Source organism: Pedobacter psychrotolerans (assembly GCF_004340665.1).
GTDB classification, from domain to species: Bacteria; Bacteroidota; Bacteroidia; order Sphingobacteriales; family Sphingobacteriaceae; genus Pedobacter; species Pedobacter psychrotolerans.
The window spans coordinates 87,053-114,005 of sequence record NZ_SLWO01000004.1; the positions used below are offsets into that span (position 1 = coordinate 87,053).

The 26,953-nt window shown below is 35.8% G+C and carries 19 protein-coding genes; 13 read left to right on the forward strand and 6 right to left on the reverse strand.

From position 1 onward, the window contains the following. Positions 1-6: 6 nt before the first annotated feature. Complete coding sequence (locus EV200_RS10825; RefSeq protein ID WP_132532440.1) at positions 7-3,135, reverse strand: SusC/RagA family TonB-linked outer membrane protein; 3,129 nt, start codon at positions 3,133-3,135, stop codon at positions 7-9. 420 nt (positions 3,136-3,555) lie between these two features. Here EV200_RS10825 and EV200_RS10830 point away from each other — a divergent pair, with 420 nt between their 5' ends. From EV200_RS10830 to EV200_RS10840, 3 genes are all read left to right on the forward strand, one after another. Continuing rightward, complete coding sequence (locus EV200_RS10830) at positions 3,556-4,449, forward strand: 3-hydroxybutyryl-CoA dehydrogenase (protein ID WP_132533260.1); 894 nt, start codon at positions 3,556-3,558, stop codon at positions 4,447-4,449. Positions 4,450-4,480: 31 nt separating this feature from the next. Beyond that, entirely contained in the window at positions 4,481-5,503 is a 1,023-nt protein-coding gene (gene ruvB, locus EV200_RS10835; RefSeq protein WP_132532443.1) for a Holliday junction branch migration DNA helicase RuvB, read from the forward strand. A 285-nt stretch (positions 5,504-5,788) separates the two neighbouring features. Continuing rightward, positions 5,789-7,297 (forward strand): carbon-nitrogen hydrolase family protein, encoded by a 1,509-nt coding sequence (locus EV200_RS10840; protein WP_132532446.1) that lies wholly within the window; start codon positions 5,789-5,791, stop codon positions 7,295-7,297. A gap of 68 nt (positions 7,298-7,365) precedes the next feature. On the opposite strand, the gene EV200_RS10845 is transcribed toward EV200_RS10840, so the two are convergent. Further along, the gene (locus EV200_RS10845; RefSeq protein WP_132532449.1) at positions 7,366-7,572 is read right to left on the reverse strand and encodes a hypothetical protein; all 207 of its coding nucleotides are present in this window, start codon (positions 7,570-7,572) and stop codon (positions 7,366-7,368) included. 135 nt (positions 7,573-7,707) lie between these two features. Between EV200_RS10845 and queG the strand changes: the two genes are divergently transcribed. Beyond that, a complete protein-coding gene (gene queG / locus EV200_RS10850; protein ID WP_132533262.1) occupies positions 7,708-8,643 on the forward strand; it encodes a tRNA epoxyqueuosine(34) reductase QueG in 936 nt (311 codons plus the stop codon). 61 nt (positions 8,644-8,704) lie between these two features. Here the strand turns inward: queG and EV200_RS10855 are convergent, their stop codons facing one another. Together EV200_RS10855 and EV200_RS10860 are read right to left on the reverse strand one after the other, a co-directional pair. Beyond that, positions 8,705-10,564 (reverse strand): M1 family metallopeptidase, encoded by a 1,860-nt coding sequence (locus EV200_RS10855; protein WP_132532452.1) that lies wholly within the window; start codon positions 10,562-10,564, stop codon positions 8,705-8,707. 70 nt (positions 10,565-10,634) lie between these two features. After that, entirely contained in the window at positions 10,635-11,585 is a 951-nt protein-coding gene (locus EV200_RS10860; protein WP_132532455.1) for a 3'-5' exonuclease, read from the reverse strand. Between the two features lie 166 nt (positions 11,586-11,751). Here EV200_RS10860 and EV200_RS10865 point away from each other — a divergent pair, with 166 nt between their 5' ends. Both EV200_RS10865 and EV200_RS10870 read left to right on the forward strand, forming a co-directional pair. Beyond that, positions 11,752-13,725 carry a DUF3857 domain-containing protein gene (locus tag EV200_RS10865; RefSeq protein WP_132532458.1) on the forward strand — a complete coding sequence of 658 codons (1,974 nt, stop codon included), beginning with the start codon at positions 11,752-11,754 and terminating at the stop codon, positions 13,723-13,725. After that, positions 13,725-15,629, forward strand: coding sequence for a DUF3857 domain-containing protein (locus EV200_RS10870; protein WP_132532461.1), 1,905 nt, complete (start codon positions 13,725-13,727; stop codon positions 15,627-15,629). Before EV200_RS10865 ends, EV200_RS10870 begins: the two co-directional genes overlap by 1 nt. On the opposite strand, the gene EV200_RS22095 is transcribed toward EV200_RS10870, so the two are convergent. Continuing rightward, positions 15,616-15,738 (reverse strand): hypothetical protein, encoded by a 123-nt coding sequence (locus EV200_RS22095; protein ID WP_262707932.1) that lies wholly within the window; start codon positions 15,736-15,738, stop codon positions 15,616-15,618. The genes EV200_RS10870 and EV200_RS22095 overlap by 14 nt on opposite strands. 37 nt (positions 15,739-15,775) lie before the next feature. Then, positions 15,776-17,224: an SDR family oxidoreductase gene (locus EV200_RS10875; RefSeq protein WP_132532464.1), complete on the reverse strand. Its 1,449-nt coding sequence runs from the start codon at positions 17,222-17,224 to the stop codon at positions 15,776-15,778. Positions 17,225-17,389: 165 nt separating this feature from the next. On the opposite strand from EV200_RS10875, the gene EV200_RS10880 reads away from it, so the two are divergent. The 7 genes from EV200_RS10880 (at position 17,390) to EV200_RS10910 (ending at position 26,952) form a co-directional block, all read left to right on the forward strand. Further along, positions 17,390-18,172, forward strand: coding sequence for a murein L,D-transpeptidase catalytic domain family protein (locus EV200_RS10880; RefSeq protein WP_132532466.1), 783 nt, complete (start codon positions 17,390-17,392; stop codon positions 18,170-18,172). A 116-nt stretch (positions 18,173-18,288) separates the two neighbouring features. Continuing rightward, complete coding sequence (locus tag EV200_RS10885; protein ID WP_132532468.1) at positions 18,289-19,092, forward strand: PorV/PorQ family protein; 804 nt, start codon at positions 18,289-18,291, stop codon at positions 19,090-19,092. After that, entirely contained in the window at positions 19,058-21,112 is a 2,055-nt protein-coding gene (locus EV200_RS10890; protein ID WP_244312991.1) for a helix-hairpin-helix domain-containing protein, read from the forward strand. Before EV200_RS10885 ends, EV200_RS10890 begins: the two co-directional genes overlap by 35 nt. A 3-nt stretch (positions 21,113-21,115) precedes the next feature. Next, positions 21,116-23,203: a ComEC/Rec2 family competence protein gene (locus EV200_RS10895; RefSeq protein WP_132532470.1), complete on the forward strand. Its 2,088-nt coding sequence runs from the start codon at positions 21,116-21,118 to the stop codon at positions 23,201-23,203. A gap of 1 nt (position 23,204) precedes the next feature. Next, positions 23,205-23,981, forward strand: coding sequence for an enoyl-CoA hydratase/isomerase family protein (locus EV200_RS10900; protein WP_132532473.1), 777 nt, complete (start codon positions 23,205-23,207; stop codon positions 23,979-23,981). Between the two features lie 23 nt (positions 23,982-24,004). Next, positions 24,005-24,688 carry a hypothetical protein gene (locus tag EV200_RS10905; RefSeq protein WP_132532475.1) on the forward strand — a complete coding sequence of 228 codons (684 nt, stop codon included), beginning with the start codon at positions 24,005-24,007 and terminating at the stop codon, positions 24,686-24,688. A gap of 95 nt (positions 24,689-24,783) precedes the next feature. Beyond that, a complete protein-coding gene (locus EV200_RS10910; protein ID WP_132532477.1) occupies positions 24,784-26,952 on the forward strand; it encodes a S9 family peptidase in 2,169 nt (722 codons plus the stop codon). Position 26,953 lies beyond the last annotated feature (1 nt).

Consider the following 26,953-nt stretch of genomic DNA (forward strand, 5'->3'; position numbering starts at 1 on the left):
ATATTCTTAAAATCCAACATTTAAACCCACTAAAAATGTTCTTGCTTTCGGATTGGTATTGTAATCCAAACCTGCCTGACTGTTAGTGGTTGTACTATAATTTAATTCAGGATCTAAACCAGAATACGGGGTTATTACAAAAGCATTTTGTACTTGTGCGTAGATTCTTAATCTATTAAGTTTTATTTTATCAGTGAATAATTTAGGAAATGAATAGCCTAAAATGATATCCTGAGCCCTGATAAATTTACCATCCTCAACAAAACGAGATGAAGCACTTGAAGTTAAATTGGTAAAAGCATCTCTGCCATAGTAAAGCTTAGGCACGCTCGTAACTTGCCCAGGAGTAGTCCATCTCTCTAAAATTTCAGTGCCGTTGTTTAAGAATTTTTGATTTAAAAGACTTTCCTGACGCGTAATATTCATTACTTTGTTTCCGCCAGAGAATACCATATTAATGTTTAAATCAAAACCTTTATAGCTAAAATTATTTACTAAACCGCCATAGTAAGTTGGGTTAGACTGGCCTAATATTTTTTTATCAGAAGCTGCTAAAGTTGTAGCTGTAGTTAATGCTGTTGGATTTGCAGGATCATAGTTATAATACGTTTGATTAGCAATATTGCCCTGAATAACTTGTCCATTTGCCTTAACATATAAAGGATTACCATTTGCAGCATTTACACCAGCATATTCATAACCGTATAAAGAACCAATTGATTCGCCAACCCGGTTAACGTTATATGTGTAGGTGATATCCGAATTATTGTTGGAAAGCTGGGTAATTTTATTCTTTACAAAAGTGATATTAAAGGATGCATTCCATTTGAATGGACTATCTCTAAAAATATCAGCGCTTATTGCAAATTCATAACCTTTGTTATACATTTTACCAACGTTCTGGTTAATTGAATTCCCTGGAACACCTAAAGATGGTGCAGTTGGTGCAGCAAGAATTAAATTGTCAACATTGTTTTTAAAATAGTCTGCCGTTAAGGTAATGCGGCTGTCGAACATGGTTGCATCTATACCAACATCATATTTCCCACTGGTTTCAAATTTTAGCGAGCTATTACCAACTTGAGTATAAGCCAAACCACTTTGAACACCATAAGTTGCTGCACCAAAGGTTCCTGCAAAAGGATAGTTACCAATATCAGTATTACCTGTTTTTGCATAACCACCACGAATTTTTAAATCGTTAATAAATTTTACGTTATCCTTAAAAAAATCTTCTTGGGAAACTCTCCATCCAACAGATACCCCAGGAAGTTTTGCACTTTGATTTCCGAGTGGAAGTGATGAAATGGCATCAATACGATAGGTTCCAGACACTAAATAACGATCTTTGAAAGCGTAATTTGCTCTCGCGAAATAAGATTTGTAAGCATTTTCAGTTACACCGCCTCCAATACCATAGGTAGATTGGGTTAAAGAGTTGCTGATAATATTCTCTCCACTAAAAAATGTACTTGATAATTGAGAACCGCTGGCATAAAACGATCTATCCTTTGATTTTTGGTACTCAATACCAACGGTAGCCCCAAATGAATGATCGCCAATTACCTTGTTGTATGTTGCTGTGTTTGTCCAGCTGTATCTAAATCTCGGAATGTATTGTTGAAATTCATAGCCTTTTGTTGCACTTCCACCATCACCATGTAATGGATCAAGATATTGATAATCTTCGCCGAAAACATTTTGTGTAGAAATTTGCGAACGCAGGTTTAATCCATCAATAATTTTAATATCGGCAAAGGCATTTCCAAGTAATGTAAAGGTTTGATTGCTAAATATATTATGATCCAATACATATTTGATATTCGTATAGTTATCATCAATTTCCTTTAAGTTAGCGCCTTTACCCAAACGAGCATTATCTGAACTTAAATTGTAAGAACCATCCGCATTAAATGCACCCACATTAGGTAAGGCCCTGATTGCATTTCCAATATTTCCTGATAAAGAACTGGTACCAGAATTTAGGCCAGTATTTTTAACATATGATCCAGTTAAGCTTGCACCAAATGTTAAATAATTATTTAACGCTTTTTGCTCAAACTTTCCTGAAAACTGATATTTAGTCTGATTGTTTCCAACCGTTGTCCCCTTCAAATCGGCATAACCTAGGGAGAAATAATAGTTTGATACATCAGTTGCTCCGCTAAAAGAAATATTGTGATTTTGCTGGAATGCATTTTTGTTAAAAACTAAATCCTGCCAATCGGTATCAATAACATTCCCCGATGCATCATTTGCCAAAACTGCCTGTGGTGTAGTAGTGCCTGCGTTAAAAAGTTTCTCGTTGGCAATGGTTACAAATTCTTGCGCATTCAGTAAATCAAAACGTTTGGCAACATTTGCCGAAGCAAACCACGAATTATAATTAACCTGTGTTTTTCCTTTAACCCCCTTTTTGGTGGTAATAATGATCACACCATTTGCTCCTCTAGATCCATAAATGGCAGTAGCCGCCCCGTCTTTTAACACGTCAACGCTTTGGATATCATTTGGATTAATATCTCCCAGTGGATTGATTGATGCAACGCTGCTTGAACCACTAGACATAATCACCATTCCATCAACCACATACAATGGATCAGCACCCGATGAGATACTATTCGTACCACGAATTCGAATCCGTGGGGCTGCACCCAAAATACCACTTGAATTGGTTACCTGAACACCAGTGATTTTACCCGCAAGGGCTTGATCGAAACTGGCAACAGGTTTACCAGCCAAATCTTCGCCTTTAATGCTGGCGACAGAACCAGTAACATCTTTCCTTTTCGCTGTACCATAACCAATTACCACTACGTCTGTTAGGGCATTGGCATCAGAAATTAGTGATACATTGATTTTCATAGATCTTCCGGCAGGAATATGTTGCGTTGCATAACCTATAGAGGAGAACTGCAGCACTGCTGACGCAGCACCAACTCTAATTGAATAAGTTCCGTCTGCGCCGGTAGAAACGCCGAGTTTACTGTTAACAACCTTCACACTTACCCCCGGGATTGGTAAACCGTCATCTTTTGATGTGACTACACCGGTAACAGTTCTTTCTTGTGCGGAAACTTTTGTAACCAACAAAACCATAAAGAACAACAAAAACTTGAGTAGGTTTCTTTTCATTTACATTTAATTTTAGTTTAAATAGTTAATAATATATTTGAAGAATTAATCACAGCGTAGCCTTTTAGAACTGGCATAAGTCTTGCTAAGTGCACCATTAAAATGATTAGTTGATATTTTTCATCATATGGGAAATCTTGAGAGGATTTCCAGTGCTTACGAACAATGCGATGATTAATAATTCAGGAGCTAATAAAGTATATTTAAAAAATATAAAATGTTAAGTACCGACGAATACGTTATTTGTATCGATAAAGAATATTTGAATGTTAAATAATACAATTTTGACAGAATTTTTAACAAATTTCACTATCACATATAAAAATGCAGGCAGAAAGTTAATAATAACAAGACAGAAACAGAATTTAATAAAAATTGTCAAAACAATAACAAATATAATTTGATAAACTAACCAAAATGATAAAAAATATATCTGTCATTGGCTCAGGAACAATGGGAAATGGCATTGCACATGTGTTTGCACAATTCGATTACAAAGTAAATCTTATTGATATCCAACAAACCGCACTTGATCAGGCTTTAGACACTATCGCTAAAAATCTGGATAGACAAGTGAGTAAGGAATTACTCACCGAAGAGCAGAAGGCTGCCACACTTAAAAACATCACTACTTTTACATCAATAAGTGAAGGAGTGTCAACAGCAGATTTAATTGTTGAAGCAGCAACAGAAAACGTAGAACTAAAATTAAAAATATTTAAAGATTTAGATATCTATGCCCCTGCCGATGCAATTCTGGCTTCCAACACTTCATCAATTTCGATTACGCAAATTGCGGCAGTTACCAAACGTGGTAATAAGGTAATTGGCATGCATTTCATGAATCCTGTACCCGTGATAAAACTGGTTGAAGTGATTCGGGGTTACCAAACCAGCGATGAAACAACTAAGGCCATTATGTCTCTTTCCGAAAATCTGGGAAAAGTTCCGGTTGAAGTAAATGATTATCCAGGGTTTGTAGCCAACCGGATTTTGATGCCCATGATTAATGAAGCCATTTATACTTTATACGAAGGTGTTGCTGGTGTTTATGAAATTGATACCGTGATGAAACTTGGCATGGCACATCCAATGGGGCCGCTTCAACTTGCTGATTTTATCGGACTTGATGTTTGTCTCGCTATCTTGAAAGTATTACACAATGGATTCGGAAACCCCAAATATGCGCCTTGTCCGTTATTAATTAACATGGTGGCTGCAGGAAAAAAAGGAACAAAATCAGGAGAAGGATTCTACAAATATACCCATGGATCCAAAGAATTGGTGGTTTCAGATAAATTTACACAATCCTAATTTTTTTAGCAATTTATCTTATATTTGCGTTATGAACGAAAATCTTGATCCGGATGCTGACCACCTCTCGCCTATTGACCGCGATATTGAAAGGGTACTAAGACCACAGGCTTTTGAAGATTTTACAGGTCAGGAAAAAGTGATGGAAAATCTAAGGATTTTCGTTCAGGCAGCAAAACTTCGTGGTGAGGCATTAGATCATGTGTTGTTACATGGCCCTCCAGGTTTAGGTAAAACCACGCTATCCTACATTATTGCCAATGAAATGGGTGCCGGAATAAAAGTAACATCTGGCCCCGTATTAGATAAACCTGGTGATTTGGCCGGACTTCTAACTGGTTTAGATGAAGGTGATATCCTTTTTATTGATGAAATTCATCGTTTATCGCCTTTAGTTGAAGAATATCTTTATTCTGCGATGGAAGATTTCAAAATCGACATCATGCTGGAGAGTGGTCCGAATGCACGTTCAGTTCAGATCTCACTTAACCCATTTACGTTGGTTGGTGCCACTACCCGATCTGGTTTACTTACTGCTCCACTAAGAGCCAGATTTGGAATCAACTGTCGTTTGGCTTATTATGATGCCAAATTATTAACAACTATTGTACTACGATCATCAGACATTTTGAATACACCCATCAGTGATGAAGGTGCGTTTGAAATTGCCCGACGCAGTCGAGGTACGCCACGTATTGCCAATGCACTTTTGCGTCGTACCAGAGATTTTGCTCAAATTAAAGGCACAGGAAGTATTGATCCTGATATTGCAAACTATGCTTTGAATGCACTAAATGTAGATGAACATGGCTTAGATGAAATGGACAATAAAATCCTGACAACTATTATTGATAAATTCAAAGGCGGACCAGTAGGTTTAAAAACCATCGCTACTGCTGTAGGAGAAGATGAAGGTACTATTGAGGAAGTTTACGAACCCTTTTTAATTCAGGAAGGTTTCATTATGCGAACCTCTCGTGGCCGTGAAGTTACGGAAGCTGCTTACAAACACTTGAAGAAAAATTATCCGGCACAAACCGGGAAATTATTTTAGCATTATCCTACACCAAATTTCAGCCGAGATAAAAAATGCTACGTAAATTAGTTCACGCAGATATAAGGGAATTGAAAGCGCTGATTGAAATGGATTTTTAAATAGCTTATATTTTACAGCACATTTTTAATCAGCGTTATTTGCAAAATCTGCGGGAAAATCTAATGCTCATCAAAAGATAAAAACATTATAAACTGTACTTTTAGAATCTATTCAACGATTATTATTATTTAATCAAACATTTAATGCCCCCATCCGTTCAGTAAGGGTAAAACCAACAAATTTATGAATATTGAATTACGTAAGCTGACGCTCGAAGATTATGCTGATTTAAAAGAGTCTATGCTACAAGCCTATGATAGCATGGGCGGATCCATCTGGCCTAAAGCCAGCATTGCTAAACTCTTAAATATATTTCCTGAAGGACAAGTTTGTATCGCTGTTGATAATAAGGTAGTGGCCTGCTCGCTTTCCATTATTGTTGAGTATGATGAATATGGAGATCGTCACACTTATAAATTAATTACAGGAGATTATTCCTTTTCTACACATGATGCAAATGGAGATACTTTATATGGTATCGAGATCTTTGTACACCCCGATTTTCGCGGATTAAGACTAGGAAGAAGACTTTACGAAGCCAGAAAGGAACTTTGTGAAAGCTTAAACCTAAAAAGCATCATTGCCGGCGGAAGAATCCCAGGTTACCATACCTTTTCTGAAACATTAACACCAAGACAATATATAGATAAGGTTAAAGCCAAGGAAATTTATGATCCTACATTAACCTTTCAAATCTCCAATGATTTCCACGTAAGGAAAGTTCTAAAAAATTACTTACCTGGCGATAAAGAATCAAAAGAATTTGCCACACTAATTGAATGGAACAACATCTATTATCAGGGTGTTGATGCTTCAGCCCGTTCTGCCATGACAATCAGACTAGGATTAGTTCAATGGGAAATGCGATTATTTCCAGATATGGACGTATTTTATGAGCAGGTTGAATTTTTTGTTGATGCATTGAGTGGTTACAAATCTGATTTCATCATGTTTCCAGAACTGTTCAATACACCACTCCTTCAACCATACAACCATCTTCCTGAAATTGAAGCAATGCGTAAACTGGCTGAAAAAACTAAGGAAATTGTAGATAGAATGCATGAGTATGCACTAAGCTATAATGTAAATATCATTACGGGTAGTATGCCTTTGTTGGAAAATGGCAAACTCTATAATGCTACCTATTTATGCCACCGAACTGGTAAAATAGATGAATATAGAAAAATTCACATTACCCCAAATGAGCAAAAATACTACGGAATGATTGGTGGAGATAAAGTTCAGGTTTTTGATACGGATTGTGGGAAAATCGGAATTTTAATTTGCTATGATGTTGAATTTCCTGAATTAAGCAGAATCTATGCTGACCAGGGGATGCAAATTCTGTTTGTTCCATTCTTAACAGATACACAAAACGGTTACACCCGGGTGAGACATTGTGCACAGGCGAGGGCAATAGAAAACGAATGTTATGTTGCCATTGCAGGTTGTGTAGGTAATCTACCAAAGGTAAATAATATGGATATACAATTTGCACAATCAGCAGTTTTTACCCCTTCTGATTTTGCTTTTCCAACGAATGCTGTAAAAGCAGAAGCCACACCAAATACAGAAATGGTATTGGTGGTTGATGTTGATTTACACCTTTTAGATGAATTACACCATTATGGAACGGTTAAAGTTCTAAAAGACAGAAGAACAGATTTATATCAAACCAAATTGCTAAAATAGTTCTTAAAATAATCAAAAAAAAATGCCGGTTGCATCAACAACCGGCATTCAATTTAATCTAAAGCTAATTATTTTCTTAATACAAACCATACAATCAACCCGATGATCACGGCTACTGGTAAAATCCATTTTAAAACAGATCCTGCACCATTCTCATCTCTTTCGGTTACTGCTGGTTTTGCTGGCCCTGGAGCTTCTTTATGACTTTCATAATCTTTTTCAATCGGTTGAGGAGCTGCTCCTGATTCCGTATGTTTTGGATCTATATTTTCCATATTTAGTTATTGGTAAATTCCTTAATCTTCATTTCTTAATGATTAAGAGGCATTATAAAATTAATTTAGTTTCTGAAGGAAGAACACGTGATTAATCAAAATGTTTTAAATCCTAAGCCTTATCTTTGCAGTTCAGTGTACAACAATGCTACAAAATATAGCCAGTTAATTAAAAATGAGGCAAAACGCCTCGGATTTTTGGATGTAGGCATTTCAAAAGCAGAATTTCTGGAAAGTGAGGCGCCCAGACTGGAAAAGTGGCTCCATCAAAACCACCATGGCGAGATGAAGTACATGGAAAATTATTTTGATAAACGCCTTGATCCGAGATTACTGGTGGATGGTGCAAAATCTGTTATCTCTTTATCCTTAAACTATTACACTGAAGAAAAGCAGCTCGATCCTAATGCTCCGAAAATTTCTAAATATGCTTACGGACAGGATTATCACACAGTGATTAAAGATAAGCTTAAAGCCTTAACACATTTTATTGAAGAAAATATTGGTGAAGTATCAGGAAGAGCATTTGTAGACTCTGCTCCCGTTCTAGACCGGGCATGGGCTAAAAAATCCGGTATTGGCTGGATCGGAAAAAATTCAAATTTAATCAGTAAAACAGAAGGCTCCTTCTTCTTTCTGGCTGAACTGATTGTTGATTTAGCCTTAGATTATGATCATCCATTTCAAACCGATCACTGCGGAACTTGTACCCGATGTTTAGATGCCTGTCCTACAGATGCTATTATTGCACCGCAGGTGGTAGATGGTACAAAATGTATTTCTTACCTCACCATCGAATTGAAAAATGAAATACCGACGGAGTTCAAAGATAAAATGAGCAACTGGATGTTTGGCTGTGATATTTGTCAGGATGTGTGCCCATGGAACAGATTTTCAAAAGCCCACAATGAGGAAGCTTTTAAACCAGAAAACGGACTTTTAGATCTGAGCGCTAAAGATCTGACTGAAATTACAGATGATGTATTTAAAAAGGTGTTTAAAGGTTCTGCAGTTAAAAGGACTAAATACAACGGACTAAAGCGAAATATTGATTTCCTTAAACCAGAATAGCTTTAAAAGCAGAGAGCCTTTAATCATTAAAGGCCCTCTGTTAATTAAATAATTTAAATGCTTATTTCACATTAAAGGTATTATCACCTTTAGATTTATCCGGAACATGGCTACTTCCCATCACCACTTTATTTAACTTTTTAGTTGTTTTTATATTTATCGAAACAACTTTATTCCCGCTTTCCCAAATACCTATAGAACTGTGATTTTTCTCTGTAGAACCATCATCATAGGTTAAAGTCAAGTCAATTGGTAAAGGCTTTATCCCTTTATTTTCAATGGAAATAGCATATCCGCTATTGGTTTTATCTACAGCCTTGATGCCCAAATCTAAAACCCCACCTTCAAAAAACCATGGTTTCCAAAACCAATTTAGGTCTTTACCACTTCCTTCATTGATACTGTTGAAAAAATCGTATGGCATAGGATGTTTTCCATTCCAGTTTTTGATATAGGTGTGCAGGGCTTTTGTAAACAATTCATCACCCAAATAATCTTTAACAAATAAATAAGCTAAGCCCGGCTTAGGGTACGAATTTGTAAATGAGCCCGAGCCTTTTAAATCAGGAGTTAGTGTCATAATCGGAGTGTCGTCTTTACCACCTGACGATGACGCAGTTGGCTGAATCCCATATTCATCAACCATGGTCGAATCAATCATTGGAGAAATAAGCCACTCTCCTATAGTTGCCCAGCCTTCATCCATCCAACCATATTTGGTTTCGTTAATCCCCATATAAAATGGAAACATGGTATGAAAGATTTCATGATCAGTTAAGGTAATGGCATCCTCACGACTATCAACAGGGTTATCATTAACCATCATTGGATATTCCATCTGATCTAAACCATCAAAAATAGTTTCATGATTATATGGAAACGGCCATTTTGGAAAAACAAAACTCATAGACGATACCGTTTTACGGGCAAAATCAATAACCTCGTAATAGTCTTTATGTTTTGGATTAAAAACCGCATCCACACGGGTTCTTCTTTTCGTTTTTGGATCAACAACTAAACTGGTTGATTTCCATAAATAATGATCACTTAAGGCAAAAACAAAATCTGTTACATGAAGTGCTTCAAATTTAAATGTATTGAATGCATTATTCTTAGTCACCTTTTTAGCAGCTAAATCCTGATCTGTAATTACATCAATTACTTCATCTTTCTTCTCTGCGGTATTAAGCCTGGCTACAACCTGTTCTTGAAAAACATCCGAAGCATTTTTAAGATCGCCGGTTGCCCAAACGCCGTATCCACCTGGAACCGTTATCTCTGCATTAAACTGATCAAAATCATTATAAAACTCTTCAGCACCGGTATAAGGGTATTGATTCCATCCATCAACATCATCATATACCGCAATCCGAGGAAAAAAGTAAGCAACGAAATGCGAACCATCATCTACCTGACCGGTGCGCATGTGTGAGCCTTTATTTAAGGTATAATGGTAATCAATGTCAAATTTGATGGTTTTACCTGGTAAAACTACCGGCACTTTAACAGTCATGTTTGTACCATCAATCTGATAATCGCTGATCGTTTTTCCAGCAGCAGTTAATTTTTCGATAGCCACGCCTTCGCCTAAATCAGATTCAGCAATTTTAGATTTTCTGGGTGTACCTTTTTTATAAAGGTTTGGATATAACTTAAACCAGATTTCACTTAATGCATCTGGACTATTATTGGTGTACACTACCGTAACTTTACCCTTTAATAGGCGACTTACCGGATTGAAGTTTATTTTGAGATTATATTTGGAAGCATTTTGCCAGTAATTTTTACCAGGTTTTCCATTAACACTTCTGGTTTCTTTTAGATAAGTTTTCTGAAATTCAGGTGCTATGGGTAAAGCGGTTTGTGCATTGGCATAGAATGCCGTACCCAATAACAGACTAAATATTTTTATAAATTTCATTTTTAAATTTTAAACATAAATAAGGAAAGAATGCTATTTCATCTTAGCACTCTATCCAACTTCACCTTACCTATTTGCCAAATTTCATTTTTAACTGTTCCAGCATATCTGTATTAATAGGCTCTGCTGGTTTATCAGGTTTTGGCTGAGGCTTTTTAAACTGTGGTCTAGGAGCCGGAGGATTATTTTGTGGTTTTGGTGCTCTATTTTCATTCTTTTTTACATTGAACTTCGCCCATTCCTCATCCAGTTTCTTTTTAGTATAGAGTGGAAAATCACCATTTTTCATCCAGGCATAATAACTGGGCTCTACAGCAAAAACCTGCTGAGTGGTTTTACCTTTATGCTTACCGAAATTAAAACAAACTTCATCCTGATCATTGTAAACTAAACGACCGGCGAAATCAACAGGCTTATTGATGTTGGTAAAAACATGCAAAGCATCTACATCATTTACAACCGGAATGCTTTTAACCCCCTGTTTGCTTTCAAATTCAGTTTCCTTATACATTTCTAACTGACCTAAAAGCACTTTATAAGTAGCAATAACGTCTGCTTCTGCGGCGTGTGCATTTACTAAATCTTCCTGGCAGTAGAATTTGTAAGCAGCTTTTAGTGTGCGCTGTTCCATTTGATGGAAAATATTCTGTACATCAACAAACTTTCTTTCTGCCATGTCGAAATCAACATCAGCCCTCAGAAATTCTTCCAGAAGCATTGGTATATCAAATTTATTCGAGTTGTAACCAGCAAGGTCGCTTTCTCCTATAAACTCGGCAATTTCTGCTGCTAAAACTTTAAAAGTTGGCGCATTAGCAATATCCTCATCATAAATACCATGAATAAGAGATGTTTGTAACGGAATAGGCATTTCAGGATTTACACGCCAGGTTTTAACTATTTCAGTTCCATCAGGCATTGCCTTTAAGATGGCAATTTCAACAATCCTATCTGCTCCTACGTTTATACCAGTTGCCTCAAGATCAAAAAATGCTAAAGGGCGCTTTAAATTTAATTTCATCAGTTTTTAATATCAGATTTAGATGAAGCTGTAATCAACATCCATTAATATATATTTATTCAAAAGTGCTAAAAAGGATTGATTGTTTTTACATCACATTTATTTAATTCAAAATATTTCCTAGTTATCATATGTAGCATTAAATTGCGGAAAATTACGCTTTAAAATGAAAATCTTCTTGTTGCCTGTTGCGCTTTGCTTGCTAACATTAACCTCGTTCGCTCAAAATTTTACTTTCGGTCAGATTACTTATGAGAACATGGATTTTGATCGAAAAACAATAGATAGTACTGCGAATGCAGTAGTTCTTAAGGAATTCGGAACAGCTTCCATTCAAAAAGATGATAATACGGGCCAGCTTGAACTCATCTTTGAATACCACACTAAAATCAAAATATATAATAAAAACGGCTTCACAGCTGCCAATGTCGTTATCCCGATGTATAAGGATGAAAATCGGGAAGAGATTGTGATTGATCTAAAAGCCTCTACCTTCAATTATATTAACGGAAATTTTGTAGAAACTGTGATGGATAAAAAGGCTATTTTTATTGAAAACAGGTCAAAGTACACCAGATTAACTAAGTTCACCTTACCCAATTTAAAAGAAGGATCGGTAATTGAATACAGTTATCGGTTGAAATCACCTAGATTATTTAATTTCAAAACCTGGGAATTCCAGTCTGATCTACCTAAAGTATGGAGCGAATACCAAGTATACATTCCAGGGATATACAACTATAACGTTTCGTTAAAGGGATACCAAAAACTAACCGACCAAAAGGTAGAACTTTCGAAAGATTGTTTAAGGTTTAATGGTGTGAGTATAGATTGTTCTAAAATCACCTATTTGATGAAGGATATTCCTGCATTTTTGGAGGAAGAAAACATGACTGCACCCAGTAATTTCAAATCTGCTATTTATTTTGAATTATCTGATTTCACCAACCCAAATGGCGCAAAAACTTCTTATACTAAAACCTGGAAAGATGTAGATTATGAATTAACATCTGATAAATCATTTGGCTCACAGATGAAGAGGAAGGATGTTTATAAGGATTTACTTGCAACCATTATAAAGGATGCTCCTGATGATTTGCAAAAAGCCCAGGCAATTTATGCTTACATCAAAAAACAAATTAAATGGAATAATTATTATGGAATTTTTACTGAAGACAACATTAAAAAATCTTTAGAAACCAGATCAGGAAGCATTGCCGACATTAACCTTAATTTAATTGCAGCCCTATCAGCAGCTAATCTGGATGCTGAGGCAGTTATTTTATCCACCAGAGAAAACGGAAACATTAATAAATTATATCCGGTAATTTCTGATTTTAATTATGTGGTGGCTAAAGTTAATATTGGCGATAAAAGCTATTTGTTAGATGCGTCTGAGCCACTGCTACCCTTTGGCTTATTGCCATTAAGATGTATAAATGACAAGGGAAGAGTCATTAACCTTAAAAAAGCATCTTACTGGATGGATTTAAAAGCAAGCCAGAAGAACACGACCAGTTATATATTACAAGGCAAATTGAATCCTGATGGGAAATTAACAGGATTATTGACGACCTATAGTCAAGGTTATGCAGCCTATAATAAAAGGAAAGACATTATGAAATATGGATCAATAGACGAATATGTGGAAAAGATTGATGAGCGTTTGCCTAGAATTAAAATCAAACATTTCGAAATTAGTAATGTGGATAGTATTGAAAATGCGCTTACCGAAAAATATGAAGTTGAATTTACCATGATTGATGGAACTGCAAACAAGCAGTTTTACCTGAGCCCATTTTTTATTAATACCATTACCAAAAACCCTTTCAATTTAAACGAAAGAACATACCCTGTTGATTTAGGTGCCGCTACTGATGAGCGAATTTCCATTCAAATTACAATGCCAGATCAATACGAAGTCTTAGAAAAACCTAAAGATATGGCCATGGGCTTACCGGATTCTGGTGGCAGATATTTATTAAATACGTCATTTGAAAACAATACATTATCGCTAACCCAAGCTTTACAGTTAAACAAGGCCATTTATGAACCTGAGCAATATCTTTATTTAAAAGAGTTCTACAGCAAAATTATTCAAACTCAAAAAAGTGAGTATCTATTAAAAAAGGCAAACTAATGAAGTGGATTATCACGTTTATATCTTTCATTTTAATATCGAACTTGGGCTTTGCGCAAGTAAATTATGATGCTGACCTGATCCCGTCTCAACTTCGTAGCAGGGCAAACGCTTGCATCAGAAACGAAGAAATTACGGTAGACATGAGAGCGTCAGACAATGTAATGTACCTGCAAAAAAAGGTGATTACAGTCTTCAACCAAAACGGGGATGATGATGCCCGGATGGCTATTGCCTATGATAAAAATACATCCATAAAAAGTATTAAAGGAGAAATTTACAATTCTGGAGGAATATTAATCAGCAAATTCAACCAAAATAATTTTTCTGATGTAAGTGCTGTAGATGGATTTTCTCTTTTTACAGATAGTCGGTTAAAATATTATACACCATCAGTAAATCAATATCCCTATACCATTTCATACGAAATAGAGATCAGAAATAAACAAAATCTGATTATCCGTGATTGGATGCCAACACGCCAAAATAAAGTTTCCGTTGAAAAAAGCAGTTACGCTTTTATTTGTAAACCAACGGATCAAGTGCGGATTAAAACACAACATTATGGTGGGAAACCCATTGAAATGATTGATGAAAAACAGAAAAAAATGAGTTGGTCTATCAGCAATCATATGGCAACCAAATCAGAACCATACAGTCCTGACCCTGAACGCTATATGACCAAGATACAGATTGCACCTCAGCAATTTTATTATTATGGACATAAGGGGAGTTATGACAACTGGCAGAATTTAGGTAAATGGGTTTATGATGATTTGCTAAAAGATAGAACGACATTGCCTCCTGCAACCATACAAATGGTGAAAGAATTGGTTAAAGCTGAAGTGAACGATAAGGAAAAAGCCAGAAAGATCTACCAGTTTTTACAAGAAAAAACCCGATACATTAGTGTTCAAATCGGAATCGGTGGCTTCCAACCTATTGCAGCCAGCGAGGTTGATCACCTGGGTTATGGAGATTGCAAGGCATTGGTAAATTATATGCAGAGCTTACTTAAAGCTGCAGACATTGAATCTTATTATTGTGTGGTAGAAGCAGGATCTTTAAAAAGAAGTATTGATCCTACTTATGCCAGCATGGCACAAGGCAATCATATTATTTTATGTATGCCCCTTAAAGGCGATACTACCTGGCTGGAATGTACTAATCAAAAGATTCCTTTCGGATTTCTGAGCGATTTTACTGATGACAGAACTGTTTTTGCCTGTACGCCAACAGGCGGAAAACTGATGCATACGCCAAAGTTAATGACTAAAGATAACTTGCAGGTTCGAAAAGCTACGTTTATCATCAGCCCGGATGGCCATGTTACTGGTAAAATGAATACGGTATTTTCAGGTGCTCAGTATGATAACCGAGAATCTTTAATTAGTGAGCCAATAACGGAGCAACGAAAGCTTTTAAAAGAGGCCTACAACGTTGATAACATTAACTTTGAAAGTGTGGGTTTTACCGAGAAGAAAGCAACCGATCCGCAATTAACAGAAGAAATTAGCCTAAGTATTAAAAATTATGCGCCTATAAATGGCAATAAAATGTTTTTGCAATTGAATGCATTTAACGTACAGCCAACCGTTCAAGAATTAGCTAGTCGTACCCTACCGGTTTATATCAATCGCGGTTTCACAGATGAAGATAGTATAACATACGATTTACCTGAGAATCTAAAATCTGAATTGGTTTTGATTGAAGACAAACACTTCACAAATTCATTTGGCGAATATGAAAGAAAGGTAAGTAAAAAGGAAAATAAATTAATCTATTACAGGAAGCTGGTACTTAATGATTGTACATTCCCTGCAGAAAAGTATGCTGAATTTTCTAAATTTATGAATGATGTAAATGCCGCAGACCACTTGAAACTGGTACTTAACTTAAAATAATAATGCCAAGTCCGATTCCAATAATCATGATGAGGTACATAATGATTTCAGTTGATGCAAAGCGTTTATATTTAGTCCAGAACGAATAATCATGATCTCGGTTTGGCATGTTAGCAAGTTTAATAACCAAATGTAGATAAATTCAGCTAATTATCTGGTCGATATTTTGTGATCTGTTTAGCCATACCCCTAAAAAGCACCAGGTGGAATGGCCACATGGCATACCAATACATCCTGCCCCATAAGCCACGGGGCCGAAAGGTAGCAATTTGAGATAAAAATGCTTTGCCATGGAAGTTAATTAATTTGAGTTCAAGCCATGCCTCACCTGGTACCTTCATTTCAGCATACAGCAAAAGTCGCTTGTTCTTCTTATCAGCCAGCAACACCCTCCAAAAGTCAAGAACATCTCCAGCTTGTAAATCTGTATTACTGGTTCTTCCCCGTCTGGTACCTACGCCACCGAACATTTTATCTAAAAATCCCCTAAATTGCCACAACCAATCCATGTAATACCATCCCCTGTTTCCGCCAATGCTCCAGATGTTTTCAAAAACCTCTTCTGCTTCTCTGTCGAATTGCATTTTCACCTTATATTCTAATGTACCATTCTGTGGAACCCTGATCTGATCCATAAAATCGGTATGCAGGTATCCCCTGTTCAGCGCATCTTTCCAGCTTGATACAATAGAATTTTGATCAATTTTTTCAAATGCCAGATGTAAGGCTTCTGCATAAGTTAAACATTTTCTAGGCACTACATTCTGAATCCTGTTGTCTTTACAAACCACTTCATTTTTCATGCTATCTACTAAACTTCTGGCTAAGGAATAAGGCACTGGCGTGATCATATTTAACCAAAGAGATGAAAGCCGAGGTGTAAGTACTGGTACAGTAATAATCCATCTTTTAAGTTTTCGCTCCTTAGCATAGTCTAAAAGCATATTCCGATAGGATAAAACATCAGGCCCTCCAATATCAAAAGTTTCATTATAAGCCTTTTCATTTAATAGTACTCCCGTCAAATAGGCCAATACATCTCTGATGCCAATAGGCTGGCAAAGTGTTTTTACCCATTTTGGAGCCACCATCACCGGTATTTTCTCTGTCAAATCCCTAATAATTTCAAAAGAAGCACTCCCGGAACCAATAATAATGGCAGCCCTTAAAATAGTGCAGGCTATTTGAGAAGATTTCAATTCATCTTCTACAGCCAGTCTGGACCCCAGGTGCTTAGAGAGATGTTCATCATTAGCAATTCCGGTGAGGTAAATAATCTGTTTACAAGAAGTTTTTTGAATCACAGCAGAAAAATTTTCTGAAGATTTCCTTTCCATATCAGAAAACCCTTGCTCACTGGAAGACATAGAATGAACCAGGTAATATGCAGCATCTAAATCCGAAGGTATCTCCGTCAAAGAATTTAAATTAAGTAAGTCGCCAGAAATAACAGTAACTTTTCCATTCGCATCTGATGGTAAAATAAACCTACGCTTATCTCGCACCATGCAAACCACGTCATGATTTTCAGCTATCAATAAAGGCAGTAACCTGGTACCAATGTAACCGTTTGCACCTGTTAATAAAATTTTCATCTGATGATTATTTCAGGAATAACAGATTTTACCCAGCTTTGTTGCAAATAAGTAAATAGTCATAGGAGCGTAAAACACTTTGTAACTTAAAATATACAGGTCTTTGCTGATAATAAAATAATATATTAACCGTATTATTCGTTAGTGTTGACCTAAATATTATAAATGAGAAGAAGCATCCTGCGCATTGCTCCTATTTTTTTAGTAGCCATTAGCATTGTTGGTACCAGCTGGAGATCAGTAGAAATTGAAAACAAACAACAATCAATAATCACAACTGCTAAAGACAGTATTTATAACCTTTACGTTTCTAATATTTATCATCAAAATAAACTTGATTCTGCAGGATTAAGCGAAACCGTTTTTGAAAAAGCATTAACTGGTTTTTATAATTTAAGATATTCTGGATTAAATCCATCAAAATCAATATTAACAATTGCTGATTTTGATCAGGAAAGTTGTAAAAAACGACTCTACATCATTGACCTGCAAGAAAATAAACTTCTATTAAATACTTGGGTGGCTCATGGGCAAAACAGTGGTGGCGATAAACCAGATTGTTTTTCAAATACACCAAATTCAAATCAAAGTAGCTTAGGCTTTTATATCACGGGCGAAACTTATAATGGCAAACATGGCCGCTCCCTTAAGCTTGATGGAATGGATTTAGGCTTTAATGATAAAGCACGTGAAAGAGCAATTGTACTGCATGGCGCCAACTATGTCTCACAAGGCACCATTGATCATTTGGGGAGATTGGGTCGAAGTCAGGGTTGCCCGGCCGTTTCTTCAAAACTAGCAAATCAAATTATCGATATGATCTCAGGCAGAAGCGTATTATTCATCAACAATTCAGATCAGAATTATAATTCTCAGTTTTTAAATGAGACTTTAGCAGCCAGCATGGTTTCCAATCAGCAAGAAGTTTTCACTGCTAAAATAGATTAATATTAAATAACTACAATTATTAACTAATTAAAACCTCAATTTCGTAATTTATTTTATACATTTAGAATCTAATCAAAATCACTCTATTTTTTATACATCCCGCTTAATACGAGATTATGAAAATATTGTGTTTTTTGGTGATAGTATTTCTATCCACACCTTACCTTCATGCCCAAAACAATTTAGGCCCCAGGCTTTCTGCCATGGCTGATAACGGAGCAGCCGTTAATGATATCTGGGCAATACAAGCTAATCCTGCCGGAATAACTTTTTTAGATCACCCGGCAATTTCGCTAAACTACGTTAAACATCTTCTAAGTGATGAGATCAGCTCACAGGGTATTGTTGGAGTTATACCTTTTAAAAATAATTATGTAGGCGCAAGTTTTCAACGTTATGGGTTTTCCGTATACAATGAAAGTAAAATTGGTTTCGCCTATGCGAAGAGCTTTGGCGAAAAACTGTCCCTTGGACTTAATGGAAACTATCATCAACTAAAAATTGATAATTATGGTGCTTCAACTGGCTTCTCAATTGACTTTGGGGTATTATATCATTTTGACGATCATTTTAGTATTGGGGCTTTCACCAACAATCCATCAAAGCAAAAGTTTAATAGTCAACTCATCTCTGCGAAAATTCCCACGTCATTTAACCTCGGAGCAAGTTATCTCGCTACCAATAAAGTGCTGATTGCTACTACGGTTACAAAGATTATTAATCAATCTATAGATGTTAAACTGGGAATAGAATACAAAATAGTTGATTTATTGAGTCTTAGAGGAGGAATAAGTGCAAAACCATTTAAACAATCTGTTGGTTTCGGACTGAACTACAAACAATTTCTGGTGGATATGGCAACAAACTATGATGCCAATCTAGGTTATGCACCCCAAATTGCAATCGGCTATGCGTTTTAGAATGTTAACTACTTTGTTTGTTTTGATAGGATTCATTGCAAACGCTCAAATCTTAGAACAAGAGCCTGACGTTAAAGACATTTTGGAAAGTGTCGCCGATAACTTGCCAGATGATTATGATTTCTCAGAACTTATGGATATACTAACCCGATATCGTAAGCACCCTATTAATCTAAATAAAACTTCGCCTGAGGAATTAAAAACATTGGTTTTCCTTTCTCCTTTACAAATTAGTAATTTCTTCAGTCACATTAAAGAAAGTGGAAATTTAGCAGACGTGTTAGAACTTCAGTCTATTGATGGTTTTGATACCAAAACAGTTCAAAGCCTCTTACCTTTTGTAACAACTAATAATATAACGGAATATGAGAAGTTATCCTTACGAAACATCATTCATTTAGGTGAAAATGATTTAATAATGCGTTTTGCTCAAACATTACAAAAGCAAAAAGGATTTACGGATTTACCTGGCAATCGTTATTTAGGCTCACCAGAACGTTTTCAAACCCGGTACCGTTATCACTATAGTACTATTTTATCGGCAGCCATTACATTGGATAAAGATGCAGGTGAAAAATTCATGGGTAAGCCTTTTGATTTTTACTCTGGGAATATTGCGCTTTCTAAACTTGGAAAAGTAAAGAAATTAGTCATTGGGGATTACACAATGCAATTCGGACAGGGTTTAACACTATGGTCTGGATTTTCATTTGGCAAAGGTCCGGATGTGACGAGTGTTGCAAAAAAGGACCTTGGATTAAGACCCTATAATTCTACTAATGAATATTCTTTTTTAAGAGGCACCTCTGCCACCATTAATCTTTTAAATGGTGTTGATATCACTCCCTTTATTTCATTTAGAAAATTAGATGCCAGCCAGGACATTGGCATTGATGGAGCGCTCGTTCAATCAACGATCAACCAAACTGGTTTACATAGAACTCCTACAGAAATTAAAAACAAAAATAATTTAACTCAGCAGATCTATGGAACTGCAATCCAATACCATGAAAATGAATTTTCTGTTGGTGCCATTGCTTATCAGAGCAAATATGGAAATAGTTTTATCACGCAAACTGCACCTTATGACAAATTTAGTTTTACAGGAAATTCATTAACCAATTATGGTATCTACTACAACTACACTTATAGAAATATGTATTTATATGGCGAAGTTGGAAAAAGCTTTCCAGGTGGTTTTGCTTACATAAATGGCGTATTAATCAGCTTGTCTCCAACCGTCTCCGCTGCGGTAACCTATCGCAATTATGCCAGGAACTATTATAATTTCTTTAATCAGGCTGTCTCAGAATCAAGTGAACCTATTAATGAGAAAGGTATTTACATGGGATTAAATATCAATCCGAATAAGCAATGGGCCTTTTCTGTTTATGGTGACTATTTCCGTTTTCCATGGCTCAAATATAGAGTAGATGCACCTTCCAAAGGCTATGAGGTATTAAGTCAGGCCACTTACACACCAAGCAAAATCTTTAAAGTACTGCTTCGCTATAAAACGGAAATTAAACAGCAAAACACAGATTTAGACGTGCCTGTAAACTTTATTGATGAGGTTAAAAAAGAAGGATACAGACTCGAATCTTCCTGGCAGGCAAATCCAAAATGGGGTTTTCAAAACAGAATTGAAGTGTCCCAATATAAAAAAGGTGATGCCAATGCGGAATTTGGTTACCTGCTTTATCAGGATATTGATTATTCGCCCTTATTCTCCAAAATCACTGGAAATCTCAGGATTGCTTATTTCAATACACCCAGTTATAATAGTCGGATTTATGCTTATGAAGATGATGTGTTATACAGCTTTGCATTCGGAATGTATAGTGGCAAAGGTTTTAGAACCTATCTGAATATGAAATATACCTTGGCTAAAAAGTTAAATCTGTGGGCAAGATACGCCATGTTTCATTATCAGCATGTAACAACTATTGGTACCTATCTTGATCAGATTGAAGGAAACAACAAGTCAGAAGTTAAAATTCAGCTTCGTTACCAATTCTAATATATGTTTAAGGAGGAGTATTTTTTCGTCAGAATTTTAGTGCCACTAACGCTCGGCATCGGAATATTTTATTTCTTGCCTCATGAAAATCTGATCTTTATTGTTGGCTCAATTTCTACGGTATTATTTTTTTCAATCTTATGGCTAAATATTTCTTACCGGAAATTGAGCATTTACAAATTCAAAGGTTTTACTGGGATTTTAATATACCTGCTATTTTTCTTTATTGGTGGTTTACTTAGCCTTACCAATAATGAAAAACTTAAGCCAGATTACTTTACAAAAAAGAGTGTTGATTATTTAAAGATTAGCGTTAACAATGAACCTGTATCAAATAATGGCATTTTGAGATTCAGAGCGAGCGCTGTTTCCGGTTACACCAAAAACACACAGACAAAAGTGAGCGGCCAAATTCTGCTGGCATTAAAGCTAGATGATTCTAAGCCATTAAAAATTAAGTATGGAGATGAATTAATCATTACCGCAAAGTATTCAACAGTTGAACCACCATATAATCCTGCAGAATTTGATTTCCGAAACTGGTTAGCTATACAAAACGTTTATGAGCAAACATTTATTAATCAAAGTCATGTATTAAAAACCGGCCGGAATATTGGAAACCCAATTTTAAGATTTGCAATAGAATGGCGGGAGCAGCAGATAAAAAAATACAGGAAATTTATTAAAGATGATGAAGCTTTTGCGATTGCATCTACACTTATTTTAGGCTATAGGGCTGATCTTTCAAAAGAAACATTGGCTGCATATTCAAAAACCGGAACCATTCATGCCCTTTCTGTTTCGGGAAGTCATGTGGCCATTATTTTTCTGGTACTTGATTTTTTGTTAATGTTTTTAGATAAAATAAAATCTCTTAAAGTCTTGAAATTCATTTTAATATGCAGTTTAATATGGACTTATGCGCTCGTTACGGGATTATCGCCATCTGTAGTTCGTTCTGCGATTATGATTACTATATTTATTACCGCAAAAACTTTTGCTCAAAATAAAAATGGCTATAATACTTTGGCTTTTGCCGCTTTTTGCCAGTTCATCTATGATCCATTTCTAATTTGGGATGTTGGATTTCAGCTTTCCTATCTTTCAGTTCTCGGACTCATTTATCTTCAACCAAAAATTTATAAATGGGTCTATATTAAAAACAAATGGCTTGATAAGGTTTGGGAGTTAATAGCCCTATCCATAGCCGCACAGGTGGCCACATTTCCACTTTGCATTTATTATTTCCATCAATTTCCGGTATATTTTCTTCTTGGGAACTTATTTATTTCTATCCCTCTTATGGTCATTATGATTTTAGGAATAGCCATACTCCTTCCCTTATTAGATCGACTTTCGCCAATATTTGAATGGATAATTATTTCTACCAATCAGGTTTTAAAGTGGATAGCTGACTTACCCTATGCCACTTTTTCATCATTGTGGATCAACTTACCTGCATTAATTTTATTGAGTTTATCACTTGCATTTTTCATATATGCCATGGCTAAGTACAATAAGAAGTTTCTTTTTGCCTCTATTTCTACCTTTATTATTTACCAATTCATAATTGTTTATGATAGCTACCAGGCTGTTAAACAGAAGAGAATTATCTTTTATACTTTAAGAAAAAACTATGCTGCGGCATTTATTCAGGGCAATCAAACCATTTTGGTTACAGATTTGAATCCTAACGATAAGACCTTTCAGTTTTTCATTAAACCGGCGTTAGACCAATCACAGATAGACCAAATTAAAATTATTAATTTATTAACCGATACCACTACACCCTACTTTGTGCTTAAAAACAAGCAGATCATTTTTAATCAATACAAAATTTTAATTATCGATAATTCCTTCAATTATAAAAAACTGGATGCTAGAGGAAAGTTCAATGCCATCTGGCTTACGGGCAATACCACTTTTAAAATAAATAAACTTCCTAATGGAGTTAAATATGAAAACATTGTAGTAGACGCAACGAATAAAGATTACAAAATTAAATGGTTTAAAGAAAATGAGCATAATATTCAAGCACACCTTCAAATTTTAAAGAAAAATCCTGCATATTTGGTTCAATTAACCGAATAATATGGAAGAACTGGTTTTATACAATGTAATTGACAGAATAGCCACCATTACGATAAACCGTCCTGAAAAGCGTAATGCATTAAATCCAGCACTTGTTGATGCATTGACATTAGCTTTCCTTCAGGCAGAAGAAGATGAACAGGTTAAAGTAATCGTACTAAATGCTAATGGAGGTACTTTCAGTGCTGGCGCAGATTTAGAATATTTACAACAACTGCAAAACAATAACTTTGAAGAAAACATAGCTGATTCAAACCGCTTGAAAAAGCTTTTCACCACTATTTATTATCTGCCGAAAATTGTAATTGCCCAGGTTGAAGGACATGCCATTGCGGGTGGCTGCGGATTGGCAACCATTTGTGATATCATTTTTGCAACTCCGGAAAGTAGCTTTGGTTACACTGAAGTAAAGATTGGTTTTGTACCTGCAATTGTCTCTTGTTTTTTGATGCAAAAGGTTAACGAAACCATTGCCAGAGAGATTTTACTTACAGGGAAAATTTTTCCGGCAATGCAGGCATTGGAATATAATTTAATAAATTTTGTAACAAATTCAGCAGAAATAAATCAAAAGGTTAAAGAATTTGCTTTAAGTTTGTGTAGCGAGAGTTCGGGGAATTCGTTAATGATTACGAAACAACTGATTAGTCAAACTACAAAACCGCTTTTAGAAAAAACTTTAGAGACTGCTGTACAGATTAATGCCCGGGTGCGCGAAAGCGCTGATTTTAAAAGAGGCATAGCATCATTTCTAAATAAAGAAAAAATTAACTGGTAAATAACTAAACTGAAATAAAAAACATGTTCAAATCAATTAAAACAAGTGTTGTAGCCTTTATATTAGTAGGTACAGCAGTAATCGCTCACGCCCAAAAGAAGATCACTGAAGGCACGCTTATCTACGGAATGGAATATAAATTAACGGATGAGCAAAAATCTGCAATGAGTGGACAAGAGCCACCAGCAGAATTAAAGGTTAAATTTAATAATGGTCTAACTAAAATCGAAATGGAACAAGGACCAGCAATGATTGGGATTGTTTCTGACAATAATGATAAAACAGGCTTACTTTTAATTGATGTGCCAATTGCTCAAAAACAATTTGCCGTAAAACAATCAAAAGAAGATGTTGCAAAAGTAATGGGCGAAATGCCGAAATTTTCTGATTTCAAAGCTACTGGTCAGAAACAAACTGTTGGTGGCTTTAATGCTGAAAAATATACTTTCAAAGATGATAAAGGTGGCGCACATGAACTTTGGGCAACTAAAGAAGTAGACTTACCAAATGTTGGATCTCAAAATTACTTCCCAGGCCTTAATGCTTTCCCTGTAAAATATACTTTAGTGCAACGTGGTATTGAAACAACAACCACACTTAAATCTATTGCTGAAGGAAAAGTTGGTGCAATCTCTAAAGATGTTCCAACTGGCTACGAAGTAGTTACCATGGAAGATCTTGCTAAAATGCAAGGTGGTGGTGAATAATTAAACACTATCGATTAATATTAGGCTTTTTAACTGCCGGCTTTTTATTTAAATTAGCCGAAAAGTTAAAAGGCTTTTTTTATGATTAAAAATATATGATTAAAAACTTATTATTCAAATTATCTATCATTTGCATCGCTGCTTTTGCCGTACTTGATGCGCAGGCTCAAGGCATCAACTGGGCAAAAGATGGAAACTCTTATTATCAGATTTCAAGCGGAGAAATTGTTTTAGTTACCCTTCCAAAGAATGATAAAAAAACAGTTGTTTCAAGGAGATTACTTACACCAGCGGGTTCAAGTAATGCAATCGCAGTAAGAAGTTTTCAATTTTCAGCTGATGGAACAAAGGCATTAATTTATACCAATAGTAAAAAAGTATGGCGTTATGATACCCGAGGTGATTATTGGCTGGCAGATTTAACAGCAAATAAAATTACCCAAATTGGAAAAGACAAACCTGCGTCTTCATTGATGTTTGCTAAAATTTCTCCGGATGGAACCAAAATAGCTTATGTAAGCAAACATAATTTATATGTAGAAAATACAGATGGATCAGGAACAAAAGCCTTAACAACAGACGGAACTGACCGCATGATTAACGGAACTTTTGATTGGGTTTACGAAGAAGAATTTGATTGCCGTGATGGTTTTAGATGGAGTCCTGATAGCAAAACTATTGCTTACTGGCAAATTGACGCCACTAAAATCAAAAACTTTTTAATGATTAACAATACCGATTCTATTTATCCTTTTACCATACCAGTAGAATATCCAAAGGTAGGCGAAAATCCATCGGCATGCAAAGTTGGAGTAGTTGATATCACAACCGCAAAAACAAACTGGCTAAATGTTCCAGGAGATAATATACAGCATTATATCCCTCGTATGCAGTGGGTTCCTAATAGCAATGAGATTATTTTACAGCAGCTTAGTCGCGAGCAGAATGAAAGTAAGGTTTTTCTTTGTGATGCAAATTCTGGTGTAGCAAAGGCAATTTATACTGAATCAGCCAAAGCCTGGATTGATGCACAGGATGAATGGAAATGGTTATCAGATAATAAAGAATTCACCATTCTGTCTGACAAGGATGGCTGGAACCACTTATACAGAGTAAGCCGCGATGGCAAGAAACAAACTTTGGTTACTAAGGGAAATTATGATGTGATCGACATCAAATTGATAGATGAAAAAACTAACTATGTTTATTTCACAGCATCGCCAACCAATGCCACTCAAAAATATTTATTTAAAACCAAATTGGATGGAAAAGGTAAATTGGAACAGATAACGCCATCAATTCTACCTGGAACACATAATTACGATATTTCACCAAGTGCTGCTTTTGCTCGCCATACCTATAATAGTTCAGTAGTTAGACCTATCACAGAGTGGATGAACTTTACAACAGGTAATCCATTTACAATGGATGGAAGTATCACTACGCAGCTATCTAAGCAGGAACCACCAAAAAATAAAGTAGAATTTTTTAAGGTAACTACCGAGGATGGAGTAGAATTAGATGGATGGATGAAAAAACCAGACAACTTCAATCCTGATAAGAAATATCCGGTGGTATTTTATGTTTACGGTGAACCAGCTTCACAAACTGCCGCTGATACTTATGGTGCTGGTATGAATAGGTTATATGCAGGTGATATGGCTAAAGATGGCTATATCTACATTTCTATGGATAACCGAGGTGCACCTGTTCCAAAAGGTGCTGCCTGGCGCAAAAGCATTTATAAAAACATCGGCGTACTGAATGTTCATGATCAGGCAATGGCTGCAAAAAAATTATTGGCCACAAATTCTTTTATGGATAAAGAACGTGTTGCAGTTTGGGGCTGGAGTGGTGGTGGTTCATCAACTTTAAACCTGATGTTCCAATATCCGGAAATTTATAAAACGGGAATTGCCATTGCAGCAGTAGGTAATCAACTCACTTATGACAATGTATACCAGGAACGTTATATGGGTACGCCTTTCCCAAGTAAGGAAGCTTATATTAAAGGCTCTCCCATTACATATGCTAAAAACCTAAAAGGTAATTTATTGTATATCCATGGCACCGGAGATGATAATGTTCATTACCAAAATGCAGAGATGCTAATCAATGAATTAATTAAGAATAAAAAAGTTTTTCAATTGATGAGCTATCCAAATCGTACCCATAGCATCTCTGAAGGTGAAGGAACAAGTGAGCATTTATCACTTACTTTTACTAAATTCTTAAAAGACAACTGCCCTCCGGGAGCAAGGTAAA

Coding starts and splice junctions, on each gene's coding strand:
- EV200_RS10860 (WP_132532455.1), bottom strand. CDS start 11,585: ATGAAATTAAATTTAAAGCGCCCTTTAGCATTTTTTGATCTTGAGGCA.
- ruvB (WP_132532443.1), top strand. CDS start 4,481: ATGAACGAAAATCTTGATCCGGATGCTGACCACCTCTCGCCTATTGAC.
- EV200_RS10855 (WP_132532452.1), bottom strand. CDS start 10,564: ATGAAATTTATAAAAATATTTAGTCTGTTATTGGGTACGGCATTCTAT.
- EV200_RS10880 (WP_132532466.1), top strand. CDS start 17,390: ATGAGAAGAAGCATCCTGCGCATTGCTCCTATTTTTTTAGTAGCCATT.
- EV200_RS10825 (WP_132532440.1), bottom strand. CDS start 3,135: ATGAAAAGAAACCTACTCAAGTTTTTGTTGTTCTTTATGGTTTTGTTG.
- EV200_RS10900 (WP_132532473.1), top strand. CDS start 23,205: ATGGAAGAACTGGTTTTATACAATGTAATTGACAGAATAGCCACCATT.
- EV200_RS10895 (WP_132532470.1), top strand. CDS start 21,116: ATGTTTAAGGAGGAGTATTTTTTCGTCAGAATTTTAGTGCCACTAACG.
- EV200_RS10890 (WP_244312991.1), top strand. CDS start 19,058: ATGCACCCCAAATTGCAATCGGCTATGCGTTTTAGAATGTTAACTACT.
- EV200_RS10910 (WP_132532477.1), top strand. CDS start 24,784: ATGATTAAAAACTTATTATTCAAATTATCTATCATTTGCATCGCTGCT.
- EV200_RS10865 (WP_132532458.1), top strand. CDS start 11,752: ATGAAAATCTTCTTGTTGCCTGTTGCGCTTTGCTTGCTAACATTAACC.
- EV200_RS10875 (WP_132532464.1), bottom strand. CDS start 17,224: ATGAAAATTTTATTAACAGGTGCAAACGGTTACATTGGTACCAGGTTA.
- EV200_RS22095 (WP_262707932.1), bottom strand. CDS start 15,738: ATGCCAAACCGAGATCATGATTATTCGTTCTGGACTAAATATAAACGC.
- EV200_RS10870 (WP_132532461.1), top strand. CDS start 13,725: ATGAAGTGGATTATCACGTTTATATCTTTCATTTTAATATCGAACTTG.
- EV200_RS10905 (WP_132532475.1), top strand. CDS start 24,005: ATGTTCAAATCAATTAAAACAAGTGTTGTAGCCTTTATATTAGTAGGT.
- EV200_RS10845 (WP_132532449.1), bottom strand. CDS start 7,572: ATGGAAAATATAGATCCAAAACATACGGAATCAGGAGCAGCTCCTCAA.
- EV200_RS10840 (WP_132532446.1), top strand. CDS start 5,789: ATGAATATTGAATTACGTAAGCTGACGCTCGAAGATTATGCTGATTTA.
- EV200_RS10885 (WP_132532468.1), top strand. CDS start 18,289: ATGAAAATATTGTGTTTTTTGGTGATAGTATTTCTATCCACACCTTAC.